The following is a 16,765-nucleotide window of genomic DNA, read 5'->3' as shown; positions in this document are numbered from 1 at the left end:
TTCTAATTGATCAGTCCATGTTGGCGCATCACCTTGTCTTCATCACCGGTGATGTACGCAAATATCTTCAGTTCACCTTCCCGCAATTGCAGGAAATAGATCACATCGAATTCAATCTCGAGGTCTGAATTGTCTTTGTTTTTATAGGTGGCCTTCCAGTGGATCTTGACCATAAAATGCAGGTTATCGAGCTGGGTGACATCCTGCGACAACACTTCCATCGAATAGGTTCCGATGGAACGATAGAAGTCCATGCCCTGTGGGATCTTTTTACGAAACTCCGAGTCGTTGCTGCCCCCATGTACGCCGGCCGGACTGGCCTCTACAAAAAAGGGCGCAAAGGCACTGGCCGTACCTTCTACATCCGTATCTCCCTTGAGGGCAGCGTTGAAACGTTGTTCATAAGCGGCAAAGAAATCGTAGATACTGCTTTCCATAGTTCTCGTTTTAAACTATGGTTAGAAGGGCAAATTCTTTGCCATCCGCAGGATCAGGCCATTAGACATCGAAACGACATATTGGGGATGAAAAGCAACAGGCAATATCAGCAGGTAATGTACACGGACGGAACGTTTCGGCCTGCCAGAAGCCGCGCCCATCACTCAGTAAACCAGCTTTTCGGACCAATGCAGCGGCGATGGCAAGGTCGCCTTACTGCATTCGATATGTATCACCCGGCGACGTGCCTCGTTGACCGTACGATTGGAGGCATGTAGTAACAGCGGCCGCATGATCATTACGCCCCCACGCCGCAGTTCACAGCTGTATTCGCGCTCTACCGCCCAGTCGATCGTTTCGGGACGATAAACACCTTTGGCATGCGAGCCAGGCACTACCCGCAGGGCACCATTGTCGCTATTGGTATCGTCGAGATGTATGCGGAGGGTGAAGTTCTGTTGCAGGATTTCTAATGGCGGCTGTACGGCGTATTGTTCCTGCTTCACCGTCCAGGGACCAAAGCCCGGCACATCTGCCTTCTCCCCCACGGAGATGGTCAGGTCCTGGTGCCAGGCCACAAACCAGTTCGACTGTGGCGGCTTGTCGAAGTAAATGGATTTCACAACAAAATAGCCCTTACCAAAGAGGTGATCGATCAGCGCCCGGAGCCGGTCATTGAAAACGTATGGGTGAACACCCGTCACCTGCTTCAGAAACTACCGGATGGCAAACAGGTCTTTGGTTTTACGAAATACAGGCCCGGAATGGTCCGCAGTTTCGATGGCATCGATGATGGCCGCCACTTCGGCTTCGGTATAGATATCGTTAACCAGGGCATAGCCATCCTGCTCAAATTGTTGCATGATCGGGTAATTGAGCTGCATCATTTCTCCTCCTTCTTTTTTGCCTTTGCTTCTTTATAATCAAGGTACATCTCAGTCAACTGATCGAAGTTCAAAATTCCATACAACACCAGTATACCCAGGCCAATAAACTGTATGGCAGGTGTATAGACACGGTGCTCCACCGGACCAATACCCAAGGAGTGGCTGGTCGTAGCAGGAGTAATAGAGAGCAGGTTGAAGGTGAGCAACAACAGGTAGATGCCTGTAAACACCACGCACCAATTACGCCGGGTAAAATAAAAATAGTGCAAAACAATCAACAGGATCAGTGCCAGGTCTTTTTGCATACTGTGTGGGTATCCCTCCAAAACGATCAACGCCCAGGTATATAGTACAAAACCGGTAATGATCAGCAAGGGTATCAGTATGCGCAGTTTGGGGCTCATGCCTTCAGGGATTTAATGGCTGTCAATATACAAAAAAAGCGCTCCGTTTTACGGGAGCGCCTTCTTATATAGCTCAAAAGCGGAATTAAATTCCTACTTTCTTCTTCAGGTTCTGGTCGATCGCGTCGAGGAACTCTTCTGTATACAGGAAGTGCTCACCGTGCTTCACCTTGTTACCATGGATACATACTGCCAGGTCCTTGGTCATCTTACCGCTTTCCACGGTCTCGATACATACAGCTTCAATCGCATTACAGAAGTCGATCAATTCCTGGTTGCCATCAAGCTTGCCACGGAAGGCCAGGCCGCGTGTCCATGCAAAGATAGACGCGATGGGGTTGGTGCTGGTGGGCTTACCGGCCTGGTGGTCGCGGTAGTGGCGGGTAACGGTACCGTGCGCTGCTTCTGCTTCGAGGGTTTTGCCGTCGGGCGTAACCAGTACGGAGGTCATCAGACCCAGTGAGCCAAATCCTTGTGCTACGGTGTCGCTTTGTACGTCGCCGTCGTAGTTCTTACAAGCCCATACGAAGTTACCGTTCCATTTGAGGGCAGAAGCCACCATGTCGTCGATCAGGCGGTGCTCATACACGATACCCGCTGCTTCGAACTGTGTCTTGAACTCAGTTTGATAGATGTCTTCGAAGATATCTTTGAAACGACCATCGTATTTCTTCAGGATGGTGTTCTTGGTGCTGAGGTACAGGGGCCATTTCTTGGCAAGGGCCATGTTGAAACAGCTGCGGGCAAAACCGATGATGCTTTCATCGGTATTGTACATGCTCATGGCAACGCCGTCGCCCTTGAAGTTGAACACCTCGAAAGTCTGTGGTTCACCACCACCTTCGGGGGTAAAGGTCATGGTTAATTTACCCTTACCTTTGATCACGGTGTCGGTAGCCCGGTATTGGTCGCCGAATGCGTGACGGCCAACGATGATGGGAGCAGTCCAGTTGGTGACCAGGCGGGGGATATTATTGATCACGATGGGTTCGCGGAAAACGGTTCCGTCCAGGATGTTCCGGATGGTACCATTCGGGCTTTTCCACATCTGTTTCAGGTTGAATTCTTTTACGCGTGCTTCGTCAGGCGTGATGGTAGCACACTTGATACCTACACCGTACTGCTTGATAGCATTGGCAGCGTCAACAGTTACCTGATCGTTGGTGGCATCACGATACTCGACACCCAGATCATAGTATTTAATATCTACATCTATGTACGGCAGGATGAGTTTATCTTTAATGAATTTCCAGATGATGCGGGTCATTTCGTCACCATCCAGCTCGACTACAGGATTTGCAACTTTGATTTTTTGTGCCATGTGCTGAATTTTTAAGCTATGTTAAGGTTTGCAAACCTAATGCAAATGAAGGTAATACACAAAGCATAGTTGGCCGGGCAGGAGGGCACAGGAAGGTGCAGGAAGGTACAGGAAGCCTGGCTGTTTGGGGGCATTACGTAAATACACGTATTTTTCCAAGGAAAAGGGTGCAAGTGGGGCCGGTTGGTGTTTATAATATCTGATAACCTTTAACTTGCAAGCATGCTGAATATGTTACAACAGTATATCGGCCGTTTCATCACCCTCACCCCGGACGAGCTGGCTGCCCTCACGAAGGCCATGGAAGTGCGTTCGTATGACAAAAAAGTACGACTGATCGAACCTGGCGAAAATGAAGAATACCTCCATTTCATCAACAAAGGATTGTTGCGCAAGTTCTTTTATAAAGGTGGCCAGGAAGTGATCACCCAACTGGGCCGCGAAGGCGAACTGATCTGCTCCTCCGTATCTTTCTTTACCGGGCTACCCTCCACGTACGCTGTTGAAACAATCGAACATTCGATTTTGCTTTCGCTCCATAAACGGGAGCTGGAAAGCCTGTATGACCGGTATCCCCGGATCGAAACCCTCGGGCGATTACTGATCACCGACCTCTTTCTCCAGAAAGAAATGTGGGAGCTGGATAGGATACGGTACGACACCAAAGAACGGTTTGTACGGTTTGTACTGGAAAATACCGACCTGTTTCGCCGTGTACCGCAAAAGTACCTGGCGTCCTATTTAAATATTAAACCCGAAACATTCAGCCGCTTAAAACATCATCTGTCCAAAAGGGTGGCAGAGACGGCTGCTTCGAACTAACCGAGAACTAACCCATTTCATGAGAGAGAGAAAGTTGGATATTAAAAGCTATCTGGAACATGTCTTTGCTTATCTCCAGCGCTTTATGGAGCTAAGCCGTCAAGACTTCGATTTGCTATGCCCCTACCTTGAATTACGCGCCTTCGACAAAAAAGTTGCCCTCCTGAAAGAGGGGGAAGTAGAAGACACCCTGAATATCGTCATGAAGGGAATGGTCAGAAAATACTTCAAGACCAAAAAAGGAGAAGCCACCCTGCAATTGGCTACAGAAGGCCATATCGTACAATCGGAAGTGTCTTTTCATACCCGCCGTCCGTCGGACCTCATCCTCGAGACCGTTGAGCCGACTGTCATGATCACCATCCGGTACGACAACCTGCAGGAAGTACTTAAACAATCCATTGCCCTGGAAAGGCTGGCCAGGACCATTGTCACGCAAATGTTCGTAAAGAAAGACATCCGCTATTTCGAGAACCTGCAGATGACCACCCGCGAGCGTTTTCTGGCCTATGTCACCAATCACCCGCACATGCTGCAGCGCGTGCCGCAAAAGATACTGGCCTCTTACCTGAACATCAAACCCGAAACTTTCAGCAGGCTTAAACACCTGCTCAGACGTAAATAAAGATCATCTACCTGCTTAATCAATGCAGCCGGCGGTAGTACCGCCGGCTGTGTCGTATATTGTATGTAAGCCGCTATAATAGCGCCCTGGCTTGTTGGTTATAATCCGGTCACGGTGACTGCCGGCGGTACTACCCAATCTTTTTCTACCCGGTCTATGGCTGTCGTGTCTGGCATTTGCTGATGGATATAGTAACGATACTGCTGGCGGTACCAGGTACCGGGATTGATCGTAAAGGCGCCATCCACCACCGGCGAATACACAAAGTACGGCATGGTGGGATGCACCCGTACGGGCTGCGGATACCGGAAGTTGACGGGGTGGTCGAATACGGTAACACCCGCTGCCTGACCGTTGATGAGCCCGGATGCATCGATCCAACGGGCATGGGTATGGTTAGCCGCCGAATCCTTTGCCCCTTCACTGGTGAGTACATGCCAATATTGCTGAAAATTCTTTTTATCGTGGTCGTTCCAATGCTTGCTACCCCGGAAACCGAATCCGCCATAGTGGTATTTCTCCAGGAACAGCGTATCGGTTGTCACATTGCGCTCTTCCGAGATCAGGTCAAACAGGTAATAGTCGCTGTACGGATACACCCGCACGATCCACATTTCGCGCAACACTTCGCCATGCAGCAGACTTTTATGGCGCAGCTTTACCCGCAATTCGGTCACGACGGGACCTTCTTTCACCCGGTCTACTTCAATATGCTCCACCGTACCTTTTTTGGAATGCTGGTTCCAGAAGTCGACAAACTCCTTACGGAAAGTTGTTTTGGTCCAGGCATTGAACAAGGCATGCTGGTGCGTATGGCCCGACGGGAAATCATCCGTCAGTACCTGCCCGCCCGGACTGTATACCGGATGAATAAACCCGCTACGCCGGTAATAGGTCGGGGTATCGCCTGGCGGCATCGCCTCGGCCGTATGGTAAAAGAACAAGGGTTTTGCTTTGACATTGACCTGCAACCCATTCTTTTCGCGGGCCACCGTCACCGTATTCTTTGGCGCTGTACCGGTCAGCCTGGTCACCGTATAGGTTTGCCAGGACCCCGGCACCATGCTATCGGGTAATATGAACACCAGGGTAACACTGTCGAGCAGCTGCCCCACGGCGGTTTTACCACTCTTGGTATTTTTCAAGGTGAAGAGGGAAGCGTCTTTGAGTGGCTTGGGCAGGTTTACCTGTACCGGTGTCTGGTAGCGGGTATATTTACCGGCTTTTACTTCAATCGTAAAGGGGTTGGTTTGGGCGGTCAACAACTGGCCCACGGCCAGGAACAGTAAGCACAATACGCCGGTGCGTTTCATCCGAATAGCTTTTTAATGATCGATTAGCTGGGTTGTGCCTACGCCCGCCACTTCGGCGGGCCCTGCACAGGGTCCGCTATAAATGTACACAAAAATGCCACAGTTACTTCTCAGCAGAAGTTAAACTGTGGCAGGTTCCAATTAAAAAGTATAAACGGCTTACAGCTTCACATTCACGGCAATGATAAAGTTGGTGCCCGCTTGTGGGAAGTAATAGTTTTCGGTGATCAACGAACCATATTGATAACTGAACGTATAACCGCTGGCGCTATACTTACGGTTGAAGAGGTTGTTGACCTGGCCGGTCAGGGTAATCTCCCGGGCAACGATATTGCGCAGTGTATAGGAAGCGCGGGCATCCTGTACAAAATAAGCGCTGATGCTGCGCTGCTTGTTGGAGGTATTATCGAGGTACTGACGACCTACATATTTTTCCAGGAAAGCGATCTCCAGATCCTTCACCGGCAGTACACTGATCGTACCGCCGCCTATCAGGTTGGGAGAAAAGGAGATATCGGTATTGCCATGGGCAAAAGCCTTCTGGCCGCCATTGTCATAGTCTTCGTAATACTCGGTGAAGTCTTTGATACGATTACCACTCACGGTTAGGTTGGCACCGATCTGCAACCACTGGGCAGGGCGAACCGATCCCTGCAACTCCAGACCAATCCGGTAGCTGTCATCTACATTTGTACGGGCATTGGCGCCCACATCGTTGATCTTACCGGTCTGCACCAATTGGTCTTTGTACAGCATATAGTAAAAATTACCACTTACCGTATACCAGTCCCCTTTTTGCGAAACGCCTGCTTCGAAATCATGGAGCTGCTCGGCTTTGGGCTGGCTTTCCATCCCCGCTTCGAAGTCATCGCGGTTAGGCTCTTTGTTGCCCTGCGCGTATGAAGCATAAGCCATGAAACCTCCGCGGGCATAGGTAAGTCCCAGTTTGGGGTTGAAGAAGTCGAAGGTGTTACGCACCTGCAAGGTGGGGTTCTTACGGAAACCACCAATATTATACAGTACCCGACGGTATTGCAGGTCAGCAAACACTTCCAGTTCGGGTGTCAGCTTCCGTTGGTATTTCGCGTAAGTGTTCACATCCGTTTTATAGGCTTTCAGGTTGTACCAGCGATAACGGTTGTCGATACCACCTGCCTGCGCCCAAATGATCTCGCCGAAATGTTTACCATCGTAGCGGTTCCAGCCACCACCTACGGTCAACTGGTCTGCTACGCCTTTATACTGCAAAGAGAATATTTGCCCATAGAAACTGTTATCGAGCCATAACTGGCGGATGATATCAGTCTTCTTAATGGCGGTGCCACCACCTGGGCTATAGTTCGGTAATCCGTAGTCGGCATACTCCTCCTGGGGTTTGTATTCTTCATAATACCCTTTCCCTTTGGTGAGCCAGAAGGCGGTATTGAAGGTTAGCCTGGTCGACAGCTCCTGGTTGAAGAAGAGCTGGTAATGATCTTGCTGGTAGTTATCGGTTTGGTTACTGTAGGTGAAATAATTGTACTTGCGCGGATCGGAATTGAACAGGTTGAGCGAATCCTGCGGAGTGAAATAAGCAGTACCAAGGTTGTTGTAATAATGCTCCAGCAGTTTAACGGGGTCATTATTGAGCTTGGCCTCTGGTACCCCATTCCACGATTGGTAGGTCTTCTCTTTACCCGAGAACACGTTCACGCGGATGGAGGTTTTGGGTGCCAGGTAAGCGCCGCTGAGGTAAAAAGACTTCAGGTCGCTGGCGCCACGGTCTACAAAGCCATCGCTCTTGATACGCGACACCCGGGCGTCGATGGTGAAGTGATCGGCAATCAATCCGCTGCCCACTTTCACGGTATTCTTCCAGGTATTGAAAGAACCATAGCTGTTGTTGATCTCTGCGTAGGCCCGGGTATTAACCTCATTGGTGCTGAGGTTGATGGTGGCGCCGAAAGCACCGGCACCATTGGAGGAGGTACCCACACCACGTTGTACCTGGATGTTGTTGACCGAGGACGTAAAATCGGGCATATTCACGAAGAAGCTGCCTTGAGATTCCACATCGTTGTAGGGGATACCGTTCAGGGTAACGTTGATCCGGGTACCATCTGTACCACGAATTCTTACGCCTGTATACCCTACCCCATTGCCGGCGTCTGAACTCACCACGGCCGATGGCAACTGATTGAGCAACATGGGCAGGTCTTGTCCGGTGTTGATCTTTTCGATCTCCTTTTTGCTGATATCGGATTTCGCAAACGGGGCTTTTTCGCCGGCACGGATAGCACGTACCTCTACCGGCTGCATGAACAAATTGAGCTTTTGCAGTTTAATGGCAATGTTTTCACTGCCGGGCGACACCTTGGTTTCTACGGCCTGGTAGCCAATGCTGGTAATACGCAAGGTGTACGTGCCCTGTCTGATGCGATTGAATGCAAACTGGCCCGATTCGTTGGTGACCAGTGTGGCAATGTTGGAAAGCTCTACGGTGGCCGATGCTACGGGGCCTCCGGTGGATGCGTCGGTTACGTGGCCCTTAATCTGCTGAGCCAGTAACCCGTGGGAAATCAATAAGTAGCAAATCCCCAAAAGCATTTTTCTCATCTTCGGAAAGATTTTGAGTGAAAAAATGATTTTAAGAGAAAATGCTGCGAAAGCGAAGTGTAGACAATAGAAGAGGACCTACCTTCCCTGCGCAGGCATTACCCTGGTCAGGTTCTACGGGTATAATCTCAGCCTTTGCCATCCTGCCGCCGGCAGTCTGGGTCAAGCACCCCGGGAATCTGAAAAAACCTCTTTGGCCAAAGAGAGTGCAAAGATAGTGTCAAAAAAACTTTTTTAAAAGATTTGTAACATTCCCGGGCCGATGGCCGTCACACTTTTACACGCACCGGCAGGCAGGAAAACGAGGCCGGATGCAACATTCAACAAAAATTACTGACCATATTTAAAATGCTAATTATGAAAAAGATCGGACTGTTAGGTGTCAGCATTCTTTTCTCCCTGGTACTGTTTGCCCAAAAGCAGATCAATGATCCGCTGGCCCAGGTACGTAAGGTATCCGGCTTCCATTCCATCAAGGTGTCTAATGGTATCAAAGTATATTTGACGCAGGGAGCGGAGGCGGTAGCCGTCAGCGCTTCCAAAGAAGAATACCGTGACAAGATCGTGACCCGTGTTGAGAATGGGGTACTGAAGATCTACTATGACCAGGAAACCCTGAAATTTTGGAAGTACAAGAACATGAAGGGAGTGAATCCGGTCGCCTATGTATCGATCGATAAGGTAGATGGCCTGGATATTGCATCTGGAGCCAGCGTGGTAACAGACGGCACGATCAAAGGCGATAAACTGGACCTCGATGTATCAAGTGGCGGCACGTTCAGAGGCGCAGTTACTTTTGACGGTGTATCAGTGGATCAGAGCAGCGGAGCTGTTGTTAATATCTCCGGTACCGCCAATTCACTGAGCGTGGATGGCAGCAGCGGCAGTGCATTTCACGGATTCGAACTCGTCGTTAATAATTGTAGTGCCGACGTAAGCAGCGGCGCAAGCATACAGATCACGATGAACAAGGAAATGTCGGCCGAAGCCAGCAGTGGTGGATCGGTTACCTACAAAGGCAATGGCGTGATCAGGAATGTAAAGACCGGCAGCGGCGGTGCAGTAAGAAAAGGATAGTCAAGCGTACAACCCACAAATACAGCAATGATGAAAAAGATAGTATTGTTCTTATTGATGACATTGCCACTGGCCTTGCTGGCACAAAAGCAGATCATCAATGATGAAAATGCAGAACCCCGCCAGATAGGAAGTTTCAGCGCCATTCGCGTCTCTCATGCTATCGACGTGTACCTCTCGCAATCGGATGAAGAAGCGTTGGCAGTGAGTGCCATTACTCCCGAATTCCGTAACCGTATCAAGACTGTGGTAGAAGACGGTGTGCTGAAGATCAGCTATGACGATGACGGCAAATGGTGGAAGGGCAATAAGAAGCTGAAAGTATATGTTGCGTTCAAAAACATCAACAAACTGACGGCTACTGGCGCCAGCGATGTGGTGATCAACGGTACACTCAAAGCGGGCGACCTGTATATCTCGATGGGTGGCGCCAGTGACTTGAAGGGAACGATTGAAGCAGAGTCGCTGGAGATTACGCTCAGCGGCGCTTCAGATGCCTCGGTAACCGGGAGAGTAAATGTGCTGCGGATCGATGCCAACGGTGCCAGCGATTTCAAAGGCTTTGAGTTGGTGGCCGACAAATGCGATGCAGACGCCAGTGGTGCATCAGACATCCGGGTAACGATCAACAAGGAGTTGAATGTGCGGGCCTCCGGCGCCAGTAGCATTCACTACAAGGGCGACGGTGTGATCCGTGACATGAAGTCGAGTGGAGCCAGCAGCGTGCGCAAGAATTAGTATGTTTTTAGGCTAGTTATACGGGCCGCCCCATCTGGGCGGCCCTTTTCATATTAAGGATGGAAGGCCCAAACCAGAAATCCGGGCAAGGCACTGCGCCAATCGGGCCAGTCATGACGCCCCCCAGGCAGGATTTTCAGCATTACCGCTCCTGGCGTGCTGATCCGTTTTTTTACCAACTCTATTACATCCTGCGTATCGTCGATGACATCGATGATACCATCTCCGTCGCGGTCGGACGTTTCTTCTGCATCGCCTGCATAGAACCAGTACCGCAGCTGGGGCTTCTTGCGGGAGGCTTTGAGTTTGGCGATCATGATCCTGTTGACGTCGTCATTGTAGCTGCTGTCGGTCGCTTCTTTATCCCGCCACCAGAAAGAACCGGAGAAGATGCCGGCCATATCGATCTTGTCGGGATGATTCCAGGCGATATCGAAGGCCGACAGGCCACCCAATGAGCAACCGGCGACGGCCACGGCCTTGAACTTCCTGACGCCCGTTTTCTTTTTGATGAAGGGATACAGCTCATTGTTCACAAAGGCATCATAATAGCCGGCACGGCTGCCGCGGCCAGCCGCATCGGGTTTGTCGGCGACACCGTATTCCTGCATGCGGTCGTCGGTATGGATCGCCACTACGATGAGCGGACCAATGGCGGATGCTTTATACAGGCTATCGAGCATGGCGGGTAGCTGCAGCCTGTCTACCTCCTGGCCATCGTTGAGCAGGAGGAGATTCAGTTGAGATTTATCATCGGGCAGTGGCGTATTGAAAATGGTGAGGGCTATATTTTTTTTCAGGTGCCTGGAATAGAGCTTATCCTGCTGCACCTTGGGGGCTCTGTTGCAGGCCAGGAGCGTGCTGAGGAGGAAAAGAGCAGTTATCTTCTTCATATCCGTGAAAGTACGATTTGTAAAAAATAGTAAATCAAATTTGGCAGGAATGAATAAAAGCGTACATTTGCACTCCACTACATCGCGAAGTAGAGCAGCGGTAGCTCGTCGGGCTCATAACCCGAAGGTCCCAGGTTCGATCCCTGGCTTCGCAACAATATGAAGAAAACCCGCTTATAGCGGGTTTTCTTCATATTAGGGATCCTCCCCCACCTTCTTCACTGATACCCAACACCACCATTTAGCGCTACATAATATATATGGATGAATTCCGCCGGTGCTTTGCGCCGTCTTCCCGATCTGTTACTGCCCTTCCACCGCGTACAAATAACTACTCCATTTCAGCAATACTGATAAAGTACGACTCATTACAATTAACTACATGTTTTCATTCTATCCATTCAAGAAGGATTTTGATCCAAAATCAGGGTCTTTTCCACACAATACTTCACATAGAATTATTTTACATAATTAAACATTACCAAACAAGCATCCATCGTCCTAATTATATTCCGCTAAACTTTCTTATCAAGTTCTTACGTTCATACGCGCTATGTAACCGCTTAGTCAACGATTTGACCGGCTTTCAGCATGGAAGGTGTAAAAATTAACCTGACATAATCAAATTTTAGCCATGCAATGGTTAAAACATGTTTTTCTTGATAATTAGATTTATATTTCAGTTCGATTTATACTAGTTATTCAACTCAAACCAAAACTCACATGAGAAAAAAACTGCTTAGTTTTTTACTGGCAATGTTGTGCTTTGTCATTGCTGGTAAGTCTCAGGTCCTGACCATCTCCGGCAGGGTAGAAGACGAAAAAGGAGCGCCCATTCCTTTTGTTTCCGTAGTTCTCAAAAACAAACAATCTTCAGGTACCACCTCAGATCAACAAGGTAACTTCAAGGTCGCTGCTTCCAAGGGCGATATTTTGGTGTTTACCGGCGTTGGTTATGCTACCAGAGAAGTAGTGGTAGGCAACAATGCTACCATCGAAGTCAGGTTAATGCCTGGCAAAACCGACCTGTCGGAAGTGGTAGTAACCGCGATGGGTATCAGAAAGACAGAACGTGCCCTGGGTTACGCTGTATCAAAAGTAGATCCTACTACTATGTTGCAGAAATCTGAGTCAAACGTGTTGAACACACTGGCTGGTAAAGTACCTGGTGTGGACATCCGGGCGGGTCAGGGAGCTCCTGGTGCCGCTTCCCGTATCCAGATCCGTGGTGTATCCTCCTTCAGTGGTGGCGATCCGTTGATTGTAGTGGATGGTGTGCCTTACAGCAACCCCATCGTCAACACCAGCAACCCCTTCAGCGGCGGTGGTACTTACGGCTCCGGTATCAACAACATCGACCCCAACGACATCGAGTCGATCAGTGTACTGAAAGGTGCAGCTGCCGCCTCACTGTATGGATCACGTGCATCCAACGGCGTGTTGCTCATCACAACCAAATCCGGCAGTCCCAAGAAAGGCGCTAAGTCATTAAACGTTACTTACCGTGCAGGTTACGCTATCGAAAAGGTGGCCAACATTCCTGAATTCCAGAACCTCTACGGTGCCGGTGCCAATTTCAGGACGCAGGGCTCTAATGGCTCCTGGGGAGCGAGGTTTGGTAAAGGCGTTATTTATGATGCAAACGGTCAGGTGATCGGTCAGTCAGCCTCTGGCGTTGACTCTATTCCCGCTGCTACCTGGTTAACCATGAGTACTGCCTACCCCGAATTGTTCCCGAACGGAAGAGCTCCTTACAAAGCTTATCCCAACAACGTGAAGGACCTGTTCACCACTGGCAACATGATGGAGCATTCAGTAGGCATTAACGGTGGAGAAGGCAAATCACTGTTCAATGTGACGATGTCACATCTTGACCAGAATGGATACATTGTTAATTCCAGCTACCGTAAAAGCAATATCAGCGTAGGCGGACAAACTGCCATCGGTAACCTGACTATCGGCGCCAACGCCACTTACACCCGGTCTAAACAGGTGGGTGGCTTTATTGGTGCGGCACAAAATTTCGTATCGCAGTGGGGCCGTACCTACACCATGGCCCGTAACTGGGATATTGTAGGCTACCCCTCCGTCAACAAAGCAGGTGCGCAAATTGGTTTCAACGATGGCCAGTACACCAACCCGGTATGGGGAGCGTATCACAACGTGATCACCTCCTTTGATGATCGCATCGTGGCCAATCTCCGCGCTTCTTATAAATTCAATAACTGGATCAGAGCCGACATGACTGCGGGTGTCAATAATTATGCCCTTTACCGTGACCAGATCATCGACAAATCATCTTACGGTGGCGCTGATAACCCCGGCGGTAACATGACAGAAGTGGTAAACAGGCAGCAGGAGATCAACGGAAAGTTCCTCGTTGCACTGAACCCAAAAGTCGCTAAAGATTTTACCCTCGACATCAACGTAGGTATAGATATCAACGAACGCAATAGCCGCAACCAACAGATGTATGGAGCGGATTTTGTAATCCCCAATCTATTTGCCGTTTCCAATACCCGTCGCCAAAGGATTGACAGCGACCGCAGGACCAAGAGAAGACTGGTAGGTATTTTCGCTGATGCATCGCTCGGATACAAGAATTTTGCCTTTATCAACTTGCTGGGCAGAACTGACCTTACTTCAACGCTTCCCTATGCAAATGCCCAGTATTTTTACCCTGGTGTTTCCGGTTCGTTGGTTTGGTCTGAGGCGTTTAACCTTAAATCCAACTGGTTCGATTACGGGAAAATACGTGTAGGCTATGCCCGTGTAGGTAATGACGCCCCTGCTCACAGTATTGATCCCATTTTCAACCTCAATGCGACCGGCTTCCTGGGACAACCAACTTCCACAAGAGGTGGTACGGCGATTGACCCAGGCCTTACGCCTGAATTCACCACAGAACTGGAGTTGGGTACAGATGTCCGTTTCTTCCACAGCCGTGTAGGCATCGAAGCAACCTGGTACGACAAGAAATCTACCGATCTTATCTACGGGATCGCCTTCCCCCAAACAACAGGTTATAGCAGTTATCTTACTAATATCGGCGAGATCCGGAATACCGGATGGGAAATTGCCCTGGACGTAACTCCTGTAAGAACAAAAAATGTGGAGTGGAATATCCGTGGTGCATTTACCAAGAACGACAACACGGTCGAGGAACTGGTGGAAGGTCTTACCCGCAGCCAATTGGGTGGTTATAACTGGATCGAAGCCGGTAAACCTTATGGTTACCTGCGCGGTAGCTATTCCGCCCGTTCCGAAGACGGCCAACTGCTGATCAGCCCAGTTTCTGGTATGCCATTGGTTGATCCAAACGACGGTATGGTGGGTAATCCCAATGCCGATTTCAAATTGGGTCTTACCAATACTGTGTCTTACAAAGGGTTTACGCTGAATGTACTCGTAGACTGGACACAGGGTGGTGATTTCTACTCCGAAACCATCAACGGTATGCTGGGGCGTGGTGTAACCAGGGATACTGAAAACCGCGAGAGAAATGCAGTGATCGACGGTATCTACGGTAACTCATCAGCCGTTGTAGGCGCAGATGGTCTTTCCCACTTTACTCCTTTACTGGTAGGTGGTAAAACCGTTCCTAACCAAACAAGGGTTACTTACAATGACTTGTTCTTCACCAGTGGTACGGGTGCGAGCTTCGCTACCAATGGTGCCTTTGAATACTCTGTATTTGATGGTACTGTTTATCGTTTGCGCGAAGTCAGCCTGGCTTACAACCTTCCCAAAACCTGGTCATCCAAGCTGAAGCTGTCCAATATCAACATCTCCCTCAGTGGCCGCAACCTGTGGTACCTGGCCCCCAATGTGCCTAAGTACACAAGGTTCGACCCGGATATGAACTCAGTGGTGGGCAGCGCTACGCAAGGTGTTGAAACCGGTGGTGCACCCAGCTCCAAAAGATATGGTGTGAACTTAAACGTAACCTTCTAATTTCAAAGCAACACGTTTATCATGAGAAGAAAATCATTTATATACGCATTTGCGGCTTCTGTAGCCCTCGCGACAGCAGGATCTGGCTGTAAGAAATTTCTGGATGTTAACAAAAACGTCAACGACCCATCACCTGCTTCGGTAAACCTGGCTTTTGTATTGAGTGCAGCTGAACGCAACATTTCACAAAACCTGGCGCTGGGCAGCGGCCTCGGCAACGTTATGTCGGTTTACACACACCAGCAAACGGGTCGTGTTGGTGCTGACAGATATGGAGCCGGCTCTGCAGGATGGGATGGTCTATATGCCGCCCTCTCCAACCTCAATGTGATCATTAAAAGAGGTATGACAGAACAGAATACCATTTACGCAGGTATAGCCAAGGTACTCAAGGCTTATACAGTTAGTATGCTGGTAGACGTTTATGGCGACGTACCTTATTCTGAATATGACCGGTTTGATGAAGGTATCAGCCAGCCAAAATTCGATAAAGGTGCCGAAATCTATCCGCAGCTTTTCAAGTTGCTCGATGAGGCTATTGTCGATCTCAACAACACAGCCGGTAACCTGACGAAACCTGGAGCCGACGACTATATCTATAAAGGATCAACCACCAACTGGATCAAAGCGGCCAACACCCTGAAACTGAAAATGTATACGCAGGTAAGATTGGTACAGGATGTAAAAGCTCAGGTGGCAGCTTTACTCGCAAATCCTGCTTCGCTGATCAATTCACAAAGCGAAAGCCTCATGATGCCTTATGGTCCGCTCGGGGTTACAGATGACAGACACCCTGCCTATGGTGACTATACAGCTACCCAGCGTGGTGGTCAACTGTTCAGCCCCTGGTTGTATGAGATCATGAAAGGACGTAATCCTAACATTCTGAATGGTCTTGCAGATCCCCGGGTGCCCTACTACGTCTACAACCAACGTTCAGCTACCGGTACTACAGAATCCTGTACCGAATACCGTGACGGTGGGTTTATTAGCATCCTCTTCGGATCATCCGGCTCCTGCCGCGATGGCTCCAACAGCTCAAGCTATTCTTTATTTGGCGTGTTCCCTGCAGGTGGCCGCTATGAAGATGGTGGAGCAAGAACCATCACTGCACTGGGCACTACCGCTGCCGCTACCGGTGCACGTCCGCATGAGTTAATTACGTACGCGGATCGCCTTTACCTGGAAGCAGAACTTATCCTGGCCGGAACAGTTACCGGTGATGCCAAAGCGACGCTCAGCAAAGCATTAGATGCCTCTTTTGGCCACGTAGACAATGTAGTAGCGAATTTTGTAAAACCAGGCACCGCTGGTGCGGCTCAGGTGGTTCCTTTGATCGCCACGCTGCCAGCCACGACTACCTATAAAAATGGTGTATTGGCGGAATATGATGCAGCGAGTGATGCGAAGAAGATGGAATTGGTGATGACGGAAAAATGGATCAACCGCATCGAGAATCCTGTTGACAATTATACCGATTACAGAAGAACCGGCTATCCCGTGCTGTTTGCTCCTGCACCACAAGGCAATGTAAGCATTGTAACTGGCCCCGATGGCAAGCAGACGCCTGTCAGCAACGATCGCAAATACCCCTTGTCCCTGCCTTTCAGCACCGGAGAGATTGGCTTGAACAAAAATGCACCACCACAAAAAGTACCTGAATCATTCAAAGTGTTCTGGATGCCTTAATCGCTCTAT

14 protein-coding genes, 1 tRNA gene and 1 riboswitch are annotated in these 16,765 nt (G+C 49.5%); of the genes, 7 read left to right on the top strand and 8 right to left on the bottom strand.

The features are described 5' to 3' along the window. Window positions 1-2: 2 nt before the first annotated feature. From P2W70_RS03425 to P2W70_RS03405, 5 genes are all read right to left on the bottom strand, one after another. Complete coding sequence (locus P2W70_RS03425; protein WP_276480020.1) at window positions 3-437, bottom strand: hypothetical protein; 435 nt, start codon at window positions 435-437, stop codon at window positions 3-5. A gap of 165 nt (window positions 438-602) precedes the next feature. Continuing rightward, window positions 603-1,142 carry a phytanoyl-CoA dioxygenase family protein gene (locus P2W70_RS03420; RefSeq protein WP_276480019.1) on the bottom strand — a complete coding sequence of 180 codons (540 nt, stop codon included), beginning with the start codon at window positions 1,140-1,142 and terminating at the stop codon, window positions 603-605. Window positions 1,143-1,154: 12 nt separating this feature from the next. Then, window positions 1,155-1,325, bottom strand: coding sequence for a hypothetical protein (locus tag P2W70_RS03415; RefSeq protein ID WP_276480018.1), 171 nt, complete (start codon window positions 1,323-1,325; stop codon window positions 1,155-1,157). Beyond that, on the bottom strand, window positions 1,322-1,729 hold the full coding sequence (locus P2W70_RS03410) for a hypothetical protein (protein ID WP_276480017.1): 408 nt from the start codon (window positions 1,727-1,729) through the stop codon (window positions 1,322-1,324). The genes P2W70_RS03415 and P2W70_RS03410 overlap by 4 nt, the downstream gene beginning before the upstream one ends. A gap of 85 nt (window positions 1,730-1,814) precedes the next feature. Then, window positions 1,815-3,050 carry an isocitrate dehydrogenase (NADP(+)) gene (locus tag P2W70_RS03405; RefSeq protein ID WP_276480016.1) on the bottom strand — a complete coding sequence of 412 codons (1,236 nt, stop codon included), beginning with the start codon at window positions 3,048-3,050 and terminating at the stop codon, window positions 1,815-1,817. A 222-nt stretch (window positions 3,051-3,272) separates the two neighbouring features. Between P2W70_RS03405 and P2W70_RS03400 the strand changes: the two genes are divergently transcribed. Together P2W70_RS03400 and P2W70_RS03395 are read left to right on the top strand one after the other, a co-directional pair. Further along, the gene (locus P2W70_RS03400; protein WP_276480015.1) at window positions 3,273-3,872 is read left to right on the top strand and encodes a Crp/Fnr family transcriptional regulator; all 600 of its coding nucleotides are present in this window, start codon (window positions 3,273-3,275) and stop codon (window positions 3,870-3,872) included. 19 nt (window positions 3,873-3,891) lie between these two features. Then, window positions 3,892-4,497 carry a Crp/Fnr family transcriptional regulator gene (locus tag P2W70_RS03395; RefSeq protein ID WP_276480014.1) on the top strand — a complete coding sequence of 202 codons (606 nt, stop codon included), beginning with the start codon at window positions 3,892-3,894 and terminating at the stop codon, window positions 4,495-4,497. A 98-nt stretch (window positions 4,498-4,595) separates the two neighbouring features. Here P2W70_RS03395 and P2W70_RS03390 read toward each other — a convergent pair whose 3' ends face one another. Together P2W70_RS03390 and P2W70_RS03385 are read right to left on the bottom strand one after the other, a co-directional pair. Next, window positions 4,596-5,810 carry a DUF6807 domain-containing protein gene (locus tag P2W70_RS03390; protein WP_276480013.1) on the bottom strand — a complete coding sequence of 405 codons (1,215 nt, stop codon included), beginning with the start codon at window positions 5,808-5,810 and terminating at the stop codon, window positions 4,596-4,598. Window positions 5,811-5,969: 159 nt separating this feature from the next. After that, window positions 5,970-8,405, bottom strand: coding sequence for a TonB-dependent receptor (locus tag P2W70_RS03385; protein ID WP_276480012.1), 2,436 nt, complete (start codon window positions 8,403-8,405; stop codon window positions 5,970-5,972). 66 nt (window positions 8,406-8,471) lie between these two features. Then, window positions 8,472-8,589: riboswitch (TPP riboswitch) on the bottom strand. Between the two features lie 173 nt (window positions 8,590-8,762). Between P2W70_RS03385 and P2W70_RS03380 the strand changes: the two genes are divergently transcribed. Together P2W70_RS03380 and P2W70_RS03375 are read left to right on the top strand one after the other, a co-directional pair. Then, the gene (locus P2W70_RS03380) at window positions 8,763-9,482 is read left to right on the top strand and encodes a head GIN domain-containing protein (RefSeq protein ID WP_276480011.1); all 720 of its coding nucleotides are present in this window, start codon (window positions 8,763-8,765) and stop codon (window positions 9,480-9,482) included. Between the two features lie 30 nt (window positions 9,483-9,512). Beyond that, window positions 9,513-10,220 carry a head GIN domain-containing protein gene (locus P2W70_RS03375; protein WP_276480010.1) on the top strand — a complete coding sequence of 236 codons (708 nt, stop codon included), beginning with the start codon at window positions 9,513-9,515 and terminating at the stop codon, window positions 10,218-10,220. A gap of 53 nt (window positions 10,221-10,273) precedes the next feature. On the opposite strand, the gene P2W70_RS03370 is transcribed toward P2W70_RS03375, so the two are convergent. Beyond that, window positions 10,274-11,113 (bottom strand): alpha/beta hydrolase, encoded by an 840-nt coding sequence (locus P2W70_RS03370; protein WP_276480009.1) that lies wholly within the window; start codon window positions 11,111-11,113, stop codon window positions 10,274-10,276. A gap of 83 nt (window positions 11,114-11,196) precedes the next feature. Between P2W70_RS03370 and P2W70_RS03365 the strand changes: the two genes are divergently transcribed. The 3 genes from P2W70_RS03365 (at window position 11,197) to P2W70_RS03355 (ending at window position 16,756) form a co-directional block, all read left to right on the top strand. Further along, a tRNA-Met gene (locus P2W70_RS03365) sits at window positions 11,197-11,268 on the top strand. Between the two features lie 568 nt (window positions 11,269-11,836). Then, on the top strand, window positions 11,837-15,067 hold the full coding sequence (locus P2W70_RS03360) for a SusC/RagA family TonB-linked outer membrane protein (protein WP_276480008.1): 3,231 nt from the start codon (window positions 11,837-11,839) through the stop codon (window positions 15,065-15,067). Window positions 15,068-15,088: 21 nt separating this feature from the next. Continuing rightward, entirely contained in the window at window positions 15,089-16,756 is a 1,668-nt protein-coding gene (locus P2W70_RS03355; protein WP_276480007.1) for a SusD/RagB family nutrient-binding outer membrane lipoprotein, read from the top strand. The last annotated feature ends 9 nt before the right edge of the window (window positions 16,757-16,765 follow it).

The sequence above is a fragment of the Paraflavitalea pollutisoli genome (assembly GCF_029360705.1).
GTDB lineage: Bacteria > Bacteroidota > Bacteroidia > Chitinophagales > Chitinophagaceae > Paraflavitalea > Paraflavitalea pollutisoli.
Note: the sequence above shows the minus strand (reverse complement) of the source record. Positions and strands in the feature narration are given on the sequence as shown.